Origin of the sequence: Enterococcus sp. FZMF (assembly GCF_030263915.1) — a bacterium.
Classification (GTDB): Bacteria; Bacillota; Bacilli; order Lactobacillales; family Enterococcaceae; genus Enterococcus_D; species Enterococcus_D casseliflavus.
Map to the genome: position 1 here is coordinate 481270 of NZ_CP127160.1, position 16792 is coordinate 498061.

At 43.4% G+C, this 16792-nt stretch carries 15 protein-coding genes; 12 read left to right on the top strand and 3 right to left on the bottom strand.

The annotated features are described in order from the left end of the window. The first annotated feature begins 318 nt into the window (after positions 1 to 318). Positions 319 to 1350: a tRNA preQ1(34) S-adenosylmethionine ribosyltransferase-isomerase QueA gene (gene queA, locus QN079_RS02290; protein WP_010748742.1), complete on the top strand. Its 1032-nt coding sequence runs from the start codon at positions 319 to 321 to the stop codon at positions 1348 to 1350. Between the two features lie 449 nt (positions 1351 to 1799). Here queA and QN079_RS02295 read toward each other — a convergent pair whose 3' ends face one another. Next, positions 1800 to 2510 carry a DUF975 family protein gene (locus QN079_RS02295; protein WP_289230362.1) on the bottom strand — a complete coding sequence of 237 codons (711 nt, stop codon included), beginning with the start codon at positions 2508 to 2510 and terminating at the stop codon, positions 1800 to 1802. Between the two features lie 198 nt (positions 2511 to 2708). Between QN079_RS02295 and tgt the strand changes: the two genes are divergently transcribed. Both tgt and yajC read left to right on the top strand, forming a co-directional pair. Next, on the top strand, positions 2709 to 3854 hold the full coding sequence (gene tgt / locus QN079_RS02300) for a tRNA guanosine(34) transglycosylase Tgt (RefSeq protein WP_118215046.1): 1146 nt from the start codon (positions 2709 to 2711) through the stop codon (positions 3852 to 3854). Between the two features lie 83 nt (positions 3855 to 3937). Next, positions 3938 to 4279 (top strand): preprotein translocase subunit YajC, encoded by a 342-nt coding sequence (yajC, locus tag QN079_RS02305; RefSeq protein ID WP_005232170.1) that lies wholly within the window; start codon positions 3938 to 3940, stop codon positions 4277 to 4279. A 131-nt stretch (positions 4280 to 4410) separates the two neighbouring features. Here the strand turns inward: yajC and QN079_RS02310 are convergent, their stop codons facing one another. Continuing rightward, positions 4411 to 4842 carry an Hsp20/alpha crystallin family protein gene (locus QN079_RS02310; protein ID WP_289230363.1) on the bottom strand — a complete coding sequence of 144 codons (432 nt, stop codon included), beginning with the start codon at positions 4840 to 4842 and terminating at the stop codon, positions 4411 to 4413. A 247-nt stretch (positions 4843 to 5089) separates the two neighbouring features. Between QN079_RS02310 and QN079_RS02315 the strand changes: the two genes are divergently transcribed. From QN079_RS02315 to adhE, 9 genes are all read left to right on the top strand, one after another. Continuing rightward, positions 5090 to 5932 carry a YitT family protein gene (locus tag QN079_RS02315; RefSeq protein WP_118215048.1) on the top strand — a complete coding sequence of 281 codons (843 nt, stop codon included), beginning with the start codon at positions 5090 to 5092 and terminating at the stop codon, positions 5930 to 5932. 26 nt (positions 5933 to 5958) lie between these two features. After that, positions 5959 to 6687 carry a GntR family transcriptional regulator, LSA1692 subfamily gene (locus QN079_RS02320; RefSeq protein WP_118215049.1) on the top strand — a complete coding sequence of 243 codons (729 nt, stop codon included), beginning with the start codon at positions 5959 to 5961 and terminating at the stop codon, positions 6685 to 6687. A 25-nt stretch (positions 6688 to 6712) separates the two neighbouring features. Continuing rightward, complete coding sequence (locus tag QN079_RS02325) at positions 6713 to 8014, top strand: Sapep family Mn(2+)-dependent dipeptidase (RefSeq protein ID WP_118215050.1); 1302 nt, start codon at positions 6713 to 6715, stop codon at positions 8012 to 8014. A 125-nt stretch (positions 8015 to 8139) separates the two neighbouring features. Further along, positions 8140 to 9087: a glycosylasparaginase gene (locus QN079_RS02330; RefSeq protein ID WP_118215771.1), complete on the top strand. Its 948-nt coding sequence runs from the start codon at positions 8140 to 8142 to the stop codon at positions 9085 to 9087. 39 nt (positions 9088 to 9126) lie between these two features. Then, positions 9127 to 9459, top strand: coding sequence for a PTS sugar transporter subunit IIB (locus QN079_RS02335; RefSeq protein ID WP_005227348.1), 333 nt, complete (start codon positions 9127 to 9129; stop codon positions 9457 to 9459). A 68-nt stretch (positions 9460 to 9527) separates the two neighbouring features. Continuing rightward, on the top strand, positions 9528 to 10883 hold the full coding sequence (gene celB, locus QN079_RS02340) for a PTS cellobiose transporter subunit IIC (protein ID WP_086339082.1): 1356 nt from the start codon (positions 9528 to 9530) through the stop codon (positions 10881 to 10883). 17 nt (positions 10884 to 10900) lie between these two features. Continuing rightward, positions 10901 to 11419 carry a GrdB-related putative oxidoreductase gene (locus QN079_RS02345; protein WP_074934382.1) on the top strand — a complete coding sequence of 173 codons (519 nt, stop codon included), beginning with the start codon at positions 10901 to 10903 and terminating at the stop codon, positions 11417 to 11419. 139 nt (positions 11420 to 11558) lie between these two features. Further along, positions 11559 to 12050 (top strand): NUDIX hydrolase, encoded by a 492-nt coding sequence (locus QN079_RS02350; RefSeq protein ID WP_118215770.1) that lies wholly within the window; start codon positions 11559 to 11561, stop codon positions 12048 to 12050. Between the two features lie 310 nt (positions 12051 to 12360). Beyond that, entirely contained in the window at positions 12361 to 14952 is a 2592-nt protein-coding gene (gene adhE / locus QN079_RS02355) for a bifunctional acetaldehyde-CoA/alcohol dehydrogenase (protein WP_010748754.1), read from the top strand. A 244-nt stretch (positions 14953 to 15196) separates the two neighbouring features. Here the strand turns inward: adhE and arfA are convergent, their stop codons facing one another. Beyond that, on the bottom strand, positions 15197 to 16729 hold the full coding sequence (arfA, locus tag QN079_RS02360; protein ID WP_118215769.1) for an arabinosylfuranosidase ArfA: 1533 nt from the start codon (positions 16727 to 16729) through the stop codon (positions 15197 to 15199). Positions 16730 to 16792 lie beyond the last annotated feature (63 nt).

The window sequence follows — 16792 nt, forward strand, 5'->3', positions numbered from 1 at the left end:
TAATGGCTTAGAATCTGTACTAAGTATGCCGAAAAGTCCCTTGTTATTCAAATAATCTGCCCATTTTTTTCATAATTGTATAGGCAAAACCAAAAATAGCGCCAGAAGCAAGTCCAAATTAAGGAGCGATGCATAGGGAATAGAAACGGCGAAGATCCCCCGTTATTTTTCATTGGGAAAAAGGGGGTTTTTCTGCAGAACGCCTTGGCAGCAGTCTCTTTATTTTTTTCTAAGAAAGGGCAGAATAAAAAGCTGTTTTTTCAATTTTTATAAAAACATGCTAGAATAGAGAAGAATTTAGGGAAAGAGAGGAACAACATGCTTACAACTGAAGATTTTGATTTTGAATTACCGGAAGAACTGATCGCCCAAACGCCATTAAGCGATCGCTCAAGTTCCCGTTTATTAGTGGTTGACCGTGAGACTGGCAAATTTGAGGACAAGCACTTCTATAACATCATTGATGAATTGGCACCAGGGGATGCTTTGGTGATGAATGATACGCGGGTATTACCAGCTCGTATCTATGGCGAAAAACAAGAAACAGGTGCCCATTTGGAAATCCTTTTACTGAATAATATTGAAGGGGATACGTGGGAAACCTTGATCAAGCCAGCCAAAAGAGCCAAAGTCGGCACGAAGATCACCTTTGGCGACGGACGATTAGAGGCAGTGGTGGAAGAAGAGCTCGATCACGGCGGCCGGATCATTCGTTTTCAATACAAAGGAATCTTTTTAGAGATTCTGGAATCACTTGGCGAAATGCCGTTACCGCCTTATATCAAAGAACGGCTAGAAGACCCAGACCGCTATCAAACGGTTTATGCCAAAGAAAACGGCTCAGCTGCTGCACCGACTGCCGGCTTGCATTTTACCCCAGAATTGCTGGAGCAGATCGCCGCAAAAGGCGTCAAGCTGGTTTATCTGACTTTGCACGTTGGTTTAGGAACGTTTCGTCCAGTGAGTGTCGATAATATCGCTGATCATGAGATGCACAGCGAATTTTACCGTTTGACAGAAGAAGCTGCCGCTCAATTGAACGAGGTTCGGGCAAATGGCGGCAAGATCGTTGCAGTCGGTACGACTTCGATCCGTACGTTAGAAACCATTGGGACTAAGTTTGATGGGCAAATCAAAGCCGATAGTGGGTGGACGAGTATTTTTATCACGCCAGGCTATCAGTTTAAAATCGTGGAAGCTTTTTCTACCAACTTCCATTTACCAAAATCAACCTTAGTGATGTTAGTCAGTGCCTTTGCAGGACGCGACCTAACACTTTCTGCCTACCAGCATGCCATCGATGAGCGGTATCGCTTCTTTAGCTTTGGCGATGCGATGTTCTTAAAATAAACAAAAAAAACTGAGCGACGTAAGCGGCTCTTTAAGTTGAAACAATTTCTCAACTTTTAGAACTGCTTTTTTGTCGCCCAGCTTACTACTAGAGGAAGGTATAAGTGGTGGTCGCTTTTTGTGGTCCATGCAAAGCAATGTTTCTCGAAAATTTGTTTTCATTTACAAACTTACACATGTTTCGTGTATTCCGATACAAAATGAGACGTATCATTTTTCGATATGGAAATGTTCGATCCTTGTTACGTTTTTCTTCTTGTTACTTTACACGTTTGGTACTAGGTGAAACTTGTACGTTCAACAACTTTTAGTAGATTGAGTTTGCGATATTTACGAAAACCACCAACAGAGTTGCTACCTTCCTTACACGTATACTATAACACGAAACGGAAGCGTTTGCAAAAGAAAAAGGTCGTTTTCCTCAAAAAAAAGACCGGCGAACCGATCTTTTAAGCAAGTGCTCGTTTAGGTAGATTGTCATAAAACGCTGCTTTGGTTGCACTGATGTAAGGTGTCAGCCATAAGTAGCCGATTCCTGCAGTCATGATGGCCAAAATGTGCCAGCCGATGAAGCTCAGATCAAGGATGAACAGTTGACCTTTGTAGCCTCTCATTAAATGACGGCTACCTGTGATGCAGCTGAGAAAATCTGGCCGCATGCCCGTTTCTTCATGAGTATCATAAAAGACAAAATATGCTTGAGAATAAGAATAAGCTTTGATGATCCCAGGAATGATAAACAGGAATGTCCACAACGTCGTGAAGATAGTCGACAAAATATAAATGACGATGATCCCTAACACGAAAGCACCACTGAAGCCACGAAAGACATCAGAAAAGGGTTGGATCGACTGTTTTTTACCGCGTAAAAGATCAAGGAAAGTCCAAGAGATCCCAGCACCGAATAAGGCAGAAAATAGACCGCTGATCAAACCGCCGCCGCCACTGCCACCACTGCCGCCAGCGGAATTGACTGCATCGGTAGAACCAAGATCATTGAACATACCGCTTTGATACAATGGAATAACAGTAAGGACGATAATGACGAATGCGATAGCGATCGAGATCAAAGTCGGTACAATACACATCAAAACACTGTCTTTCCAGCGTCCTCGCAGCATTGCTTTTGCTTCTGCTTTTAGTTCTCTATTTGATTTCATTTCAAAAAACCTCCCTTCAATATAAATAACATGATAGCAAACTTTCGCTAAATCTTCAAAAAAAAGTAATAGATGTTTCGCATGACTAGGAGAAAATACTCTTAGTTTCTTTAAACTTCCTTGCAAAATGTAAGGGCAACCCTTATCATAGATAGCGTTGCACAGTTAATCGAGTATAGAGAGAAAGTAGGGAAATGAATGACGGAACCAGCCATTCGTTATCGTCTGATAAAGAAAGAAAAGCATACCGGTGCCCGTTTAGGCGAACTGATCACGCCTCACGGAACCTTTCCAACGCCAATGTTCATGCCAGTCGGCACATTAGCAACGGTCAAAACCCTTGCCCCTGAAGAGTTGAAAGAAATGGGTGCAGGCGTCATTTTAAGCAATACCTATCACTTGTGGTTACGTCCAGGAGAAGACATTGTTGCAGAAGCAGGCGGCTTACATAAATTTATGAATTGGGATCAACCAATCTTAACAGATTCTGGTGGTTTTCAGGTCTTTTCATTAGCCGAAATGCGCAACATCGTCGAAGAAGGTGTCCATTTCAAAAACCATTTGAATGGGTCGAAAATGTTTTTATCTCCTGAAAAAGCGATTGATATCCAAAACAAATTAGGGTCAGATATCATGATGAGTTTTGATGAGTGTCCGCCATTTGATGAAAGCTATGACTACGTCAAAAAATCGGTGGAACGGACGGCTCGCTGGGCGGAGCGTGGCTTGAAAGCCCATGCCAATCCCGATCGGCAAGGCTTGTTTGGGATCATTCAAGGTACAGGATTTGAAGACTTGCGCAAGCAAAGTGCCCAAGACTTGATCAGTATGGACTTCCCAGGGTATTCCATCGGTGGCCTGTCAGTTGGCGAACCAAAAGCGGAAATGAATCGCGTGTTGGAATTTACAACTCCTTGGATTCCAGAAAACAAACCACGTTACCTGATGGGCGTTGGGGCAGCTGATTCCTTGATCGATGGCGTGATTCGTGGTGTCGATATGTTCGACTGCGTTTTACCAACACGGATCGCAAGAAACGGTACCTGTATGACTTCAAAAGGTCGTTTAGTCGTGAAAAATGCGCAATATGCCCGTGACTTTCGACCAATTGACGAGAAGTGTGATTGCTATACATGTAAAAACTATTCTCGTGCGTACATCCGCCACTTGATCAAATGTGATGAAACCTTTGGTATGCGTTTGACGTCTTACCACAATGTCTACTTCTTATTGAATCTGATGAAAAATGTCCGTCAAGCCATCATGGATGACAACTTGTTGGAGTTCCGTGAGCATTTTATTGAAGAGTATGGTTTCAACAAGGAAAATGCGAGGAATTTCTAACATTCTCTACTAAAATGGTGGGAATAATAGAGGAATTCTGATAAAGTATCTTATAGGAAAGAAAATAAATCGAGGTGAAAAAAATGGCACAATCTTTACCAATGCTCTTTATGCTGGTTGCTTTAGTGGCAATGTGGTTCTTTATGAGTCGTTCACAAAAGAAACAACAGCAAGAGCGTAAAAATCTTTTAGAAAATATGAAAGCTGGCGATGAAGTCGTAACCATCGGCGGACTCCACGGCGTTCTTTCTGAAGTCAACACAGAAAAAAGTACCGTGATCATCGACTGTGAAGGAATTTTCTTAGAGTTTGATCGTTCAGCGATCCGCACAGTGAAACCCGGAACTGTTGCATCCGTTGAGACACAAATCGAACCAGCTGATGTCGAAGACGCAACGAGCATCCAAGACGAAACCAAAGAATAAGCACAAACGCACCGTCGCTTTCTCAGAAGCGATGGTGCATTTTTTTAGTAGTCGGACAGTTTCTAAAGTAAAACAAGCACCGCAGCAAAACAGAGATCGCTCGTTTTGCTGCGGTGCTTTGATTGCCTTCGTTACTCGATCGGAATCAGTTTCTTTGACGCTTGTTTGCCTTGGTCTTTTGGCAACGTCAATTTCAAAATTCCTTCAGCGTAAGAGGCTTTGATTTCATCCTCTTTGACGTTTTCTAACAGGTATTGCCGCCGAACGCTTGTCAAGCTGCGCTCGCTGCGAACCAGACGTCCTTTTTCATCTTCGGTCGCATGATCCGTCTGGTGTTGTCCCGTAATCGTTAAAACCCCATTTTCATAGGTTACTTGAATATTTTCTTTAGGGATGCCAGGCAGTTCTGCTTCAACGAGAAATTCCGTGTCATTCTCGTGAATATCGGTTTTGATCAGGTTCGATTTAAACCCATCAAAAAAACTGCGGCCAAAATCTTCAAAGAAACCAAAAGGTGTCATACTGTATGAATCTGAGCGGCGTGGCACAATCTCATGTGTCATAAGAATCATCCTTTCTTTATTCTTTTGTTTTTACACTTTTTATTTTATTCATTTTTTAGCGAATTTCAAGTGATTTACTCGCTTAAAAAAAATCTTAAAAAACCTTTGATACCAACGTTTTTCTCCTTGATGTTGGCGTGTTTTTACATTGCTTCGTTCCTGTTTTCCCCCTCATTTCGCCTGCTTTTTCTGCGTGACAGTATATACTTAATGATATATACTAAAAGCGAAGTGGAGGAGGAAAAACATGGCACGTTATAGAAAACGAATGCTTGTTGCTTTGATCTATGCATTGCTGTCGTCGATTGCCCTAAATCTCTTTTGGCTGCCGGGAAATATTTATGCGAGTGGGATCACTGGTTTGTCGCAATTGTTATCGCAGCTTTTAGATGAGCAGTTGAATCTGCAGCTTTCGATCCCGCTTTTGGTGCTTTTTTTTAATGCGCCATTGTTAGCGGTTGCTTGGGTCAAAATCGATCGAGAATTTACCATCATGACGGTTTGTACCGTCGTCCTGTCTTCTGTTATGATGAAGGTGGTACCGGTCATTGCTTTAACGACCGATCCGGTGATCTATGCCGTGTTTGGCGGATTGCTGCACGGGGTGTCGGTGGGCTTGACATTGAACGACGATTTTTCAACGGGTGGGCTTGACATTTTAGGGATTTTAGTGAAAAAAGCCACTGGTAGAAGTATCGGCAGTTTCTTTATAGGCTTCAATGTCAGTTTGCAGCTAGCAGCAGGGCTGATCTTTGGCTGGCCTTATGCTTTTTATAGTGCCATTTCCTTCTTCATCAGTGGGCGGATGGTCGACTACGTCAACCTGAAGCAGCGGCGTGTACAGCTGCTGGTCGTTACAGAAAAAGCAGAACCCGTCATTACGACGTTGCAATGTGCCTTGCAGAGAGGCATCACGGTCATCAACGATGTCGAAGGTGGATTTGATCATCAACAGAAAAAACTATTATTACTGGTCATTTCCCATAGAGAACTCAAGACCGTCGAAGGCATGATCCAAGGAATCGATGAACAAGCGTTTGTCAGTGTTTCTTCTGGCGTCAGTGCCAATCGATCGTTTTATGAATGGTAGCAAAGTGAAAGAAAGTAGGAGAGACGTTGAAAAAACAAGCAGTATTTCAAGAAATTGCCCAGCAGATTGCGCAACGGGTTCATGAAGGTACGTACGTGACGAGCCAAAAGCTTCCTTCCGATTATGATTTAGCAGAGGAATTTCAGTGCAGCCGTTTAACGGTGCGCAAAGCCATCGATCTATTGATTGGCCAGAATTTGTTAGTGAAAGAAAAAGGCAAAGGAACCTATGTCATGAAACAGCCCAAGATCCAAAGCGGCTCTGGCGGGCTCCAAAGTTTTACCGAGACCGCCAAAATCCAAGGGAAAAAGACCCGTACGGAAGTTTTGCATATCGAAACCGTCAAAGAGCTCCCGATAGAGATTGGTCAGCTGTTTGGCGATTACGCCAAGGAACCAATCGTTTATTTGGTGCGCTTGCGCTACTTTGATGATGAGCCGATGACGGTGGAAAATCTTTACGTACTGAAACGCTATCTGCAAGAAGACACCGCAGAACTCACGAAAGCTCAATTAGAGTCGTCTTTGTATCAAGTCATTGAAGCCAACATCGAGATTGGTTATTCCCATCAAGAGGTGGAAGCTGTGAAAAGTCCTGCCGATATTGCGAAACTTTTACAGGTGCCTCAAGAGGAACCGATGCTTTTGGTCCATTCGATGACCTATTCCGCATCAGCCAAACCGATCTTATACGATACATCCTATTACCGAGCAGACAAATATACCTTCAAAAATACATTAGTGCGTCAAAAATAAAATCAATCCTTTAGAGGTGAAGACAATGGATCCACTCACAGCAAGTATTGAAGCCAATTGGTCAGAATTTCTCACGCTTTTGAGCGAGGTGATGCAGATCGCAAGCGTCAAAGGTGAGCCGGCGCCTCATGCGCCTTATGGCACAGGACCACGAGAAGTGTTAGCATATGTCATGGAAAAAAGTGCAGCATACGGGTTTCAAACAACGGTCATCGATGATGCGATCGGCTATGCCCATTGGGGACCAACGGATACCGACTATATCGGTGTGTTAGGACACTTGGATGTCGTCTCGGCAGGTTCTGGCTGGAGCTACCCACCGTTTGCACTAACTGAAAAAGACGGCAACTTTTATGGCCGAGGGATCTTAGATAACAAAGGCCCGATCATCAGCTGTTTGTTTGCCATGAAAGTATTGAAAGACCTTGGTCATCAACCGCAATTACCGCTGCGGATCATTTTCGGTACAGATGAAGAAAGCGGCATGTCGGATATCCCGCATTATCTAGCGGTTGAGCAGCCACCGCGTTTTGGTTTTACGCCAGACTGCAAGTATCCAGTGGTTTACGGCGAACGGGGTGTCGTCAATGTGCAACTTGATTTTCCATTGCCCGTCCAAGAACAGCAGCTGTTAGCTGCGTTTTCTGGCGATCAATTCCGCGATCATGTGCCAGACCACCTATCGGTAACCGTAGGCAGCCAGTCCTTTGAAGCACTAGGCAAACGCTCCCCTAGCAATGCCCCTGAGCTAGGGGACAATGCCATTACAAAACTTGCGCAGCAAGTGGCACCGCAACTGGCGGCGACACCGTCATTGCAAGCAGCTTTGCAGTGGATCACCCAAAGTTTTCACCAGCAGTACTATGGCGAAGGCCTTGATTTGGTACTAGAAGATGCCGACTCAGGAAAATTGATCTTGACCCCTGTGGTTCTCCAAAAATCCGCCAGTGGACTAGCGTTAGAAGTGGCCTTTCGCTATCCTGTATCGGTAACGGAGGAACAAGTGCTCGCTGGGGTGCAAAAGGCATTGCCAAAAGGGGCAAGCCTTACGATCCTTCGCAGCATTCCAGGGTTCTGCCGATCAAAAGATGCCCCCGAAATCCAAAAGCTATCGACGATCTATCACCAAGTAACGGGGAATGATCCAACCCCCGTGACGACTACAGGAGCAACCTACGCCCGCAAGATGCCAAACATCCTTGCTTTTGGTCCGTCTTTTCCAGGGCAAAAAGGGATCGCTCATAACCAAGATGAGTACATGGCGGTTGCCGATCTACGGACGAATCTTGAAATTTATTTGCGCAGCTTACAAGCACTGACAAAATAAGCGAAGACACGAACGAAGAAGAGTTTTTCCAATTTTTTTGAGAAACTCTTTTTTTAGTATAGACATACTAGTATATACCGTATAGAATATACTTGAAAGCGCTATGAAAAAATGGAGGGATAGTTATGTGGGGAATGATTGCTACATGGCGGATGGCACACGATGGCGTGCTCGCTGCTAAAGCAATATTAGAGCAACAAGGCTCCTGCCAAGATGCAGTAGAAACAGCCATTAAAGCAGTGGAAGATTATCCATTTTATAAATCGGTGGGGTATGGCGGACTGCCCAACGAAGAAGGCGTGTTGGAAATGGACGCTGCCTTCATGGATGGTGATACCTTCAAAATTGGTGCCGTCGCTGGGATCGTCGATGTGGAAAATCCTATTTCCGTGGCACGCAGCCTAAGTGAGGAGAAATTCAATAGTTTTCGGATCGGCCAAGGAGCGGTCGCTTATGCGCTTGCCGAAGGATTCCAGCCCAAAGAGATGCTGACACCGCGAGCTAAAACCATTTGGGAAAAGCGCAAAGCAGAGATCGCTGCCAACAACCTCGATCCCTATGACGGCCACGATACAGTGGGAGTAGTTGCGCTGGATGAATACCAAAGCATGGCAGCAGGAACCTCTAGTTCTGGTTTATTTATGAAAAAAAGCGGTCGTGTTGGCGATTCACCTTTATCTGGATCTGGTTTTTATGTGGATAGTGAAATCGGCGGTGCCGCTGCCACAGGGTTAGGGGAAGACTTGATGAAAGGCTGCCTTTCCTACGAGATCGTCCGTTTGATGGGAGAAGGGCTAGCACCGCAAGAAGCATGTGATCAAGCCGTTTACGACTTTGAAGCGCGATTGAAGAAGCGCTACGGCAAAGCCGGCGCCTTCTCGCTGATCGCCTTAGATAAACAGGGTCGCTGGGGGGTGGCAACCAATGTAGAATTTACCTTTAGTGTCGCAACCACCAATCAAGCGCCTGCTATTTTTATGGCAACACCAGGACCTGAGCAGACAACCGTGATCGAACCCATCACGAAAGAATGGTTGGAGGCTTATGAAAAACGAATCAAAGCGCCGGTCTAACAACCGCGATTGAGAAAAACAAACATTGGAGGAATGGATATGGCAACGAAAAAAATCTATTTGTTTTGTGAAGCTGGAATGTCAACGAGTATCATGGTCAATAAAATGATGGAAGTCGTCAAAAAGCACAACATGCCTTTGACGATTGAAGCATTCCCTGCGATCCATGCAGAAGAAAAAGTCGAACAAGAAAAACCAGTCGCTATTTTGTTAGGTCCACAAGTACGACACTTAGATAGCAAAATGAAAGCAACTTTCGAGCCAATGGGGATTCCAGTCGGCACGATCGCGACAGAAGCATACGGCATGATGGATGGCGAACGAGCGTTGAAAGATGCCTTAAGCTTGATCAAAAAAGCCAAAGCAAAGTAATAAAAGTGTTGGAGTAACAGGGGACTACGTGTTATCTGCCAGATAGCACGCAGATGGGAGGAAGAAAAATGCAGAAATTTTTAAACTGGTTAGAAAAAGTGTTAACACCGATGGCAAAGACGATCGGTGAAAACAAATACTTGATTGCGATTCGTGATGGTTTCTTATTATCCACACCGTTGTTGATCGTGGGTTCACTCTTTTTAGTCTTGACCAATTTTCCGATTCCAAATTGGAACGAGATGATGAGCAGTTTGCTGGGAGACAACTGGGCAACGATGTTGAATATGCCAGCAACAGCCAGCTTTGACATTATGACGATTTTAGCCGTTGGTGGGATCGGGTATAGTTTGGCAAAACAGTTTAAAGTTGATGCCATGCAAGCAGCCATTATTTCACTCGTTTCTTTTTTTATCGTGACACCATTTACGACCGTTTTCACACCAGAAGGCTCTACGGAAGTATATGAAGTTGGCAGCCTGCCATTACGATGGATGGGTTCTAGCGGTTTGTTCTTAGGGATGGTTGTTGCCTTGATTTCCACCAGAATGTTCGTTGCGTTATTACGCAAAGGGTGGACGATCAAAATGCCTGACGGTGTTCCCCCAACTGTGGTGAAATCCTTTGAGGCGTTGATTCCCAGCTTTGTGATCGTGACGGTCTTTATGATCGCCAACTGGTTAGCCAACTTGACGTCTTATGGCAATCTGCAAGAGATACTCTTTAAGTTCTTACAGACACCGTTGTTAAGTTTAGGAAATACTTTAGGTGCCATGATCATAGCCTACCTATTTTTGCATTTTTTCTGGTTCTTTGGGATCAATGGTTCCAGTGTGGTCGGCGCTGTCTTCAACCCTATCTTACGAGCATTATCTATTGAAAATTTAGATGCTTTCAAGAATGGCGCAGAAATTCCTAACATCATCACCGGTCAATTTCAAGACATGTTCGCGACCTTTGGTGGGGGCGGTTCGACATTATCTTTGATTTTAGTCATGATCTTAGTCTGTAAAAGCCAACGGGTCAAAAAACTATCACAGTTATCGTTAATCCCAGGTATTTTCGGGATCAATGAACCCATCATCTTTGGGTTACCGATCGTCTTGAATCCAGTTCTGCTGATTCCTTTTGCTTTAGTGCCAACGATCAATATTATTATCTCTTACTTCTGTATGGATCTTGGGTTAGTCAACTATACCAATGGAATTCAACTGCCATGGACCACGCCACCGATTATTTCTGGTTTCTTAGTCAGTGGTTGGCAAGCGTCCGTGTTACAAGTCTTGTTGATCCTCTTAGGAATGGCTATTTATTATCCGTTTATCAAAGTCTTAGATAATCAATATCTAAAAGAAGAAGCGGATACCGTTGAACAAGAAGAAGAGGAAATCAATTTTGATGATTTCGATTTTGATGATCTATAAGAAAAGAGGCACCGCTCATGAAAAAAATAATTTTGATTCTCAATCATGTCACTGCAGGGATGGGAAGTGATGAAAATGCTCAGTTGCCGCCAAGCGGCAAAAAAGCTGCCCTTGGTCCAGGTCGAACCTTGAATCCACTTTTTCAAGAGCAAGACGCACAAATCGTTGCAACGCTTTATTGTGGTGACCAATATTATCACGAGCATCAAGAAGAAGTGAACAAAAAATTTGTGGGGTTTGCTAAAAAATTTGACGCCGATGCCGTTCTTTGCGGACCTGCGATGCATTATCCTAATTTTGGCGAAATGGCAGCAGGATTGACGAAAGTATTCAATGCGCAAGGAATTCCAGGGGCTGCAGCGATGTCAGAGGAAAATCCAGCAGTGACAATCTATGCCAAAGACATCTATATCTTGAAGATGCCGAAAAAAGGCGGAATCGGATTGAATGATTCCTACAAAAAGATGGCGCACGTTGTTTCCCAGCTTGCCCACGGAAAGCCTCTAACAGAAGCCGACCAAGAGGATTTGTTTTAAAGAGAAAGACGATCAGCGATGGCTGGTCGTTTTTTTATGAATCAAGCCAAGCATGTTCGATGTAAGACATAAATCGACTAAGCCTGTTGATGATTTGTTTTGATTTACGTAGAATAGATACAAGTTAGGAGGGATTCGGTTGTACCATACCGCATTTGGAGTATATGGAATTTTGTTTCAAGGCAACTGCTTGGCCGTCATCAAAAAGAAGGCAGGACCTTATCAAAACCGCTATGATTTACCAGGCGGCAGCATGGAGGCAGGTGAATTGCTGGAAGACACACTGTATCGAGAATTTAAAGAAGAAACCGGCATGACCGTTACTAGCTATCATCAATTAGGAACAATTAATTTTCTGTACCCCTGGCACTATCAAGGAATGTCCATGAATAATCACATCTGTGTCTTTTATGAGATTAAAGCAACCACTGGCAACCTTGAGAAAAACGTTTCTCAATTTGCAGGACAAGATTCATTGGGTGCAGCTTTTTTTCCAATCGAACAGCTAAATGAAGAAAATTCATCACCGCTTGTATTAAAAGCTTGTGAGGTGTTCAAACAGGATACATTCACGGCAAAAAGTCAACGCCTAAAGAAATGGAGTGTACTAGATTTGCCGTCATATGAATAATTACTTAAGAGAGTTAGTCTTTTAACAGAAAATGGGAAAAAGATGAAGAGATAATATTTATTAAGGATATAATATTTTCGCAAATCTTCCGTTTGTTCAATTAAGCACATGACATGTTTCTTAAGAAAAACCGAAACTTTTGTCCACTTCTTTTCTTTAGAAACCCTTGAAAACGGTTTTGAAAAAAGAAAAATCATAATAACTGTGAAAAAAATCACAAAAACTATTTACAAACGAAAAAAGATGTTGTATGATCTGTATGTGAAGTAGTTAACAAACAAAACATGTTTAAAAACTAGGAGGACATACAATGGCTAAGACATTGGAAAAAGAAGTGACAATCGACGTACAAGCAATGATTGACGATTTAGCAACGAAGGCAAATGTGGCGTTAAAAGAAATGGAAAGCTTTGATCAAGAAAAAGTGGACCACATTGTTCATGAAATGGCAATGGCAGCACTAGACAAACATATGCCTTTAGCTAAAATGGCAGTAGAAGAAACTGGCCGTGGTATCTACGAAGATAAAGCGATCAAAAACATGTACGCTTCAGAATATATTTGGAACAGTATCAAACATGACAAAACAGTCGGCGTGATCAATGAAGACAAACAAAAAGGCTTGATCGAAATCGCTGAACCAGTTGGTGTCGTTTGTGGGGTAACACCAACAACTAACCCAACATCTACAACGATCTTTAAAGCAATGATCGCTTTGAAAACACGTAACCCGATCGTTTTTGCTTTCCACCCATCTGCACAAAAATGTTCAGCAGAAGCTGCACGTATCGTTCGTGATGCAGCCATCGCTGCTGGGGCACCTGAAAACTGTGTGCAATGGATCGAACATCCATCAATCGAAGCGACTGGCTTATTGATGAACCACCCAGGAATTGCGATCGTATTAGCAACTGGTGGCGCTGGCATGGTCAAAGCAGCATACTCAACTGGTAAACCTGCATTAGGTGTTGGACCAGGGAACGTACCTGCATATATCGAAAAAACAGCGAAAGTGAAACGAGCAGTCAATGACTTGATCGTATCAAAAACTTTTGATAACGGAATGATCTGTGCCTCTGAACAAGCAGTGATCGTTGATAAAGAAGTCTATGCCTCTGTGAAAGCAGAATTTGAAGCACATCAAGTCTATGTTGTAAAAGCAAAAGAATTACAAAAACTTGAAGATGCCGTGATGAACGAAGGAAAATATGCCGTAAATCCAGCAATCGTTGGACATTCAGCAATGGAAATCGCGAAATTAGCAGGCATCAACGTACCAGAAGGAACAAAATTATTGATCGCTGAACTTGACGGTGTCGGTGCTGATTACCCACTATCAAGAGAAAAACTTTCTCCAGTTTTAGCAATGATCAAAGCAAACAACACAGAAGACGCGTTCGAAAAATGTGAAGCAATGCTTGATTTAGGCGGATTAGGCCATACAGCGGTGATCCACACTGAAAACGAAGACTTGCAATTAGCATTCGGCCTACGCATGAAAGCTTGCCGTATCTTAGTTAACACACCATCTGCAGAAGGTGGTATCGGAAATATCTACAACGAAATGATTCCATCATTGACACTTGGTTGTGGTTCATACGGGAAAAATTCTGTATCACGAAATGTTTCTGCTGTGAACTTGATCAACGTGAAAACTGTAGCGAAACGGAGAAATAATATGCAATGGTTTAAATTGCCACCAAAAATCTTCTTTGAAAAGAACTCTCTAATGTACTTGGAGAAAATGGAAAACGTTGAACGTGTCATGATCGTTTGTGACCCTGGTATGGTTCAATTCGGCTATTGCGATACGGTTCGTGAAGTACTTGCTCGTCGTAAAAATGACGTGAAAATCGAAGTCTTCTCTGACGTAGAACCAAACCCATCAACAAACACCGTTTACGCTGGAACAAAAATGATGGTTGATTTCAAACCAGATACAGTGATCGCCCTTGGTGGTGGATCAGCAATGGATGCTGCCAAAGGCATGTGGATGTTCTATGAGCACCCAGATACTTCATTCTTCGGCGCGAAACAAAAATTCTTAGATATCCGTAAACGGACATACAAGATCGACAAACCAGAAAAAACGCAATTCGTTTGTATCCCAACAACGTCTGGTACTGGTTCTGAAGTAACCCCATTTGCGGTTATCACTGACAGTGAAACACACGTGAAGTACCCATTAGCTGATTACGCATTGACACCAGATGTTGCAATCGTTGACCCTCAATTCGTAATGTCAGTACCTGCTTCTGTTACAGCAGACACTGGAATGGACGTTTTGACTCATGCGATCGAATCTTATGTGTCAGTAATGGCATCTGATTACACTCGTGGATTGAGCTTACAAGCAATCAAGTTAGTCTTTGACTACTTAGAAAAATCAGTGAAAACACCTGATATGGAATCTCGCGAAAAAATGCATAATGCCTCAACAATGGCAGGTATGGCCTTCGCCAATGCATTCCTAGGTATTTGTCACTCAGTAGCCCACAAAATCGGTGGTGAATATGGTATTCCTCACGGACGTACAAATGCGATTCTTTTACCGCACATCATCCGTTACAATGCCAAAGACCCACAAAAACATGCAATGTTCCCTAAATATGACTTCTTCCGTGCCGATACAGATTACGCAGACATTGCGAAATTCTTAGGCCTTAAAGGCAAAACAACGGCTGAATTGGTTGAAGCATTGGCAACAGCTGTTTACGAATTAGGACAATCTGTGGGTATCGACATGAGCTTGAAAGCGCAAGGCGTCACTCAACAAACACTAGATACAACAGTTGATCGCATGGCTGAATTGGCTTACGAAGACCAATGTACAACAGCAAATCCAAAAGAACCACTAATCTCTGAATTGAAACAAATCATCGTTGATGCCTATAACGGCTAAACAATGAATCAAGAACACCCTGCGGTATCTTAGCTGCCGCATGGTGTTCTTTTGTCGTCTCTTTTTTTGGAAAAGTAAGCCGACAGTTGCCGCCTTTTTGCCCAGATCAGTTAAGAATGTGAAAAATAGCAAGTGAACAGGGGGGATCATAAAAAAGGAGTGGATTTCTCCACTCCGTAAAAGTCTCGTTTTTTCAGGATGTCACCAAGGCTGCTGCTTTTTTTGGCTAAAACAGATACGCTCGTTACTTGCTGCCGTTTTTCTTCAAGCGTAGCATCTGGAAGCTTTGTTTTTCCAAGACGACACGCAAAATGCCGTCATTCAATTCCGCTGTTTTTCCATTGACGGGCACAACGTTGTTCGGGGTTGCTTCGGTATTGACGGCATGCAAGTCTGGGTGGTGCAAGACTTGATGGGTAGCGATTTGCAATGAATCATATTGACGCAAGTCGCAAGTGAATTCATTGGCATCCTGCAAATCCTTATTTACTAAGAAAAAGGTCAAATAGTCATCTTCGTTTTCGATCGCAATGGCATCCACATAAGAAGCTTTTCCGTGGCTGCTATCGAAATCAGCTCCTCGAAGGATACTATGCAACACGTGACCGCGACCATAGTTGCTGATCATTTCATAGGGATAAAAAATCGTTTGTTTCCAAGCGGCAGTATCGGAAGTCATGATCGGTGCGATCACGTTGACCAGCTGTGCCATGCAGGCGATTTTAACGCGATCTGCGTGATGAAGCATCGTGATCATCATGCTTGCGACGAGTAACGCATCTTCAAAGTGATAGACGTCTTCTAATTGTGGTGGGTGTTGACTCCAAGGTTCAATTTTTTGATCCTGTTCATTTGAGTGGTACCAGACGTTCCATTCGTCGAAGGAAATATTGATCGTCTTCTTGCTTCGGCGTTTGGCTTTCACTGCATCACAGATTGCTGCGACTTGACTGATGAACTGATCCATTGCGACATTGCTTGCTAGATAATCTTGGCTATCGCCGTTACGGTTACCATAATATTGGTGCATGGAAATGTAGTCGACTTGATCGTAACAATGACTTAATACTGTATCTTCCCACATGCCAAAGGTCGGCATCGTGAGAGAAGAACTACCACAAGCGACGGTTTCGATCGTTGGGTCCACCAAACGCATCGCTTTGCCAGCTTCTTCTGCGAGACGGCCATATTCATCGGCTGTCTTATGTCCTTCTTGCCAAGGACCGTCCATTTCATTTCCTAGACACCAAAGTTTGATGTCATGAGGATCGGCCACCCCATGGGCACGACGGAGGTCACTATAATAGCTGCCGCCTTTTAAATTGGTGTATTCGATCAAGTTTTTCGCTGCTTCGATTCCTCGTGTCCCAAGATTGATCGCCATCATCGGTGCCGTATTGACTTGTTTGGTCCAATCCATAAATTCGTTTAAGCCGAACTGATTGCTTTCGATTACCCGCCAGGCCAAATCGATTTTTGCTGGCCGTTGCTCTTTAGGGCCGACGCTATCTTCCCATTTATACCCAGAGACGAAATTGCCTCCTGGGTAACGGACGATCGGCACATTCAACTGCTTGACCAAGGCAGCGACATCTTGACGAAAGCCTTGCTCATCGGCAAAAGAACTTTCTGGTTGATAGATCCCTTCGTACACACAGCGCCCTAAGTGCTCCACAAAAGAGCCGTAGATCCGTTCGTCGACTGGTGCCAAAATAAAGTGTTTGTCTAAATACATCGTAGTTTTCTTCAATTTTGCAACCCCTTTCTTTTCTTTCATTGTAGCGATAGTCCATGAAAATAAACACTACATTCTGTCTTATTCTATTGACGTTTTGTCCGT

Bases quoted from the DNA above. Each gene is read 5' to 3' on its own strand.
- queA (WP_010748742.1), top strand. From the start codon at position 319: ATGCTTACAACTGAAGATTTTGATTTTGAATTACCGGAAGAACTGATC.
- QN079_RS02295 (WP_289230362.1), bottom strand. From the start codon at position 2,510: ATGAAATCAAATAGAGAACTAAAAGCAGAAGCAAAAGCAATGCTGCGA.
- tgt (WP_118215046.1), top strand. From the start codon at position 2,709: ATGACGGAACCAGCCATTCGTTATCGTCTGATAAAGAAAGAAAAGCAT.
- yajC (WP_005232170.1), top strand. From the start codon at position 3,938: ATGGCACAATCTTTACCAATGCTCTTTATGCTGGTTGCTTTAGTGGCA.
- QN079_RS02310 (WP_289230363.1), bottom strand. From the start codon at position 4,842: ATGACACATGAGATTGTGCCACGCCGCTCAGATTCATACAGTATGACA.
- QN079_RS02315 (WP_118215048.1), top strand. From the start codon at position 5,090: ATGGCACGTTATAGAAAACGAATGCTTGTTGCTTTGATCTATGCATTG.
- QN079_RS02325 (WP_118215050.1), top strand. From the start codon at position 6,713: ATGGATCCACTCACAGCAAGTATTGAAGCCAATTGGTCAGAATTTCTC.
- QN079_RS02330 (WP_118215771.1), top strand. From the start codon at position 8,140: ATGTGGGGAATGATTGCTACATGGCGGATGGCACACGATGGCGTGCTC.
- QN079_RS02335 (WP_005227348.1), top strand. From the start codon at position 9,127: ATGGCAACGAAAAAAATCTATTTGTTTTGTGAAGCTGGAATGTCAACG.
- celB (WP_086339082.1), top strand. From the start codon at position 9,528: ATGCAGAAATTTTTAAACTGGTTAGAAAAAGTGTTAACACCGATGGCA.
- QN079_RS02345 (WP_074934382.1), top strand. From the start codon at position 10,901: ATGAAAAAAATAATTTTGATTCTCAATCATGTCACTGCAGGGATGGGA.
- adhE (WP_010748754.1), top strand. From the start codon at position 12,361: ATGGCTAAGACATTGGAAAAAGAAGTGACAATCGACGTACAAGCAATG.
- arfA (WP_118215769.1), bottom strand. From the start codon at position 16,729: ATGAAAGAAAAGAAAGGGGTTGCAAAATTGAAGAAAACTACGATGTAT.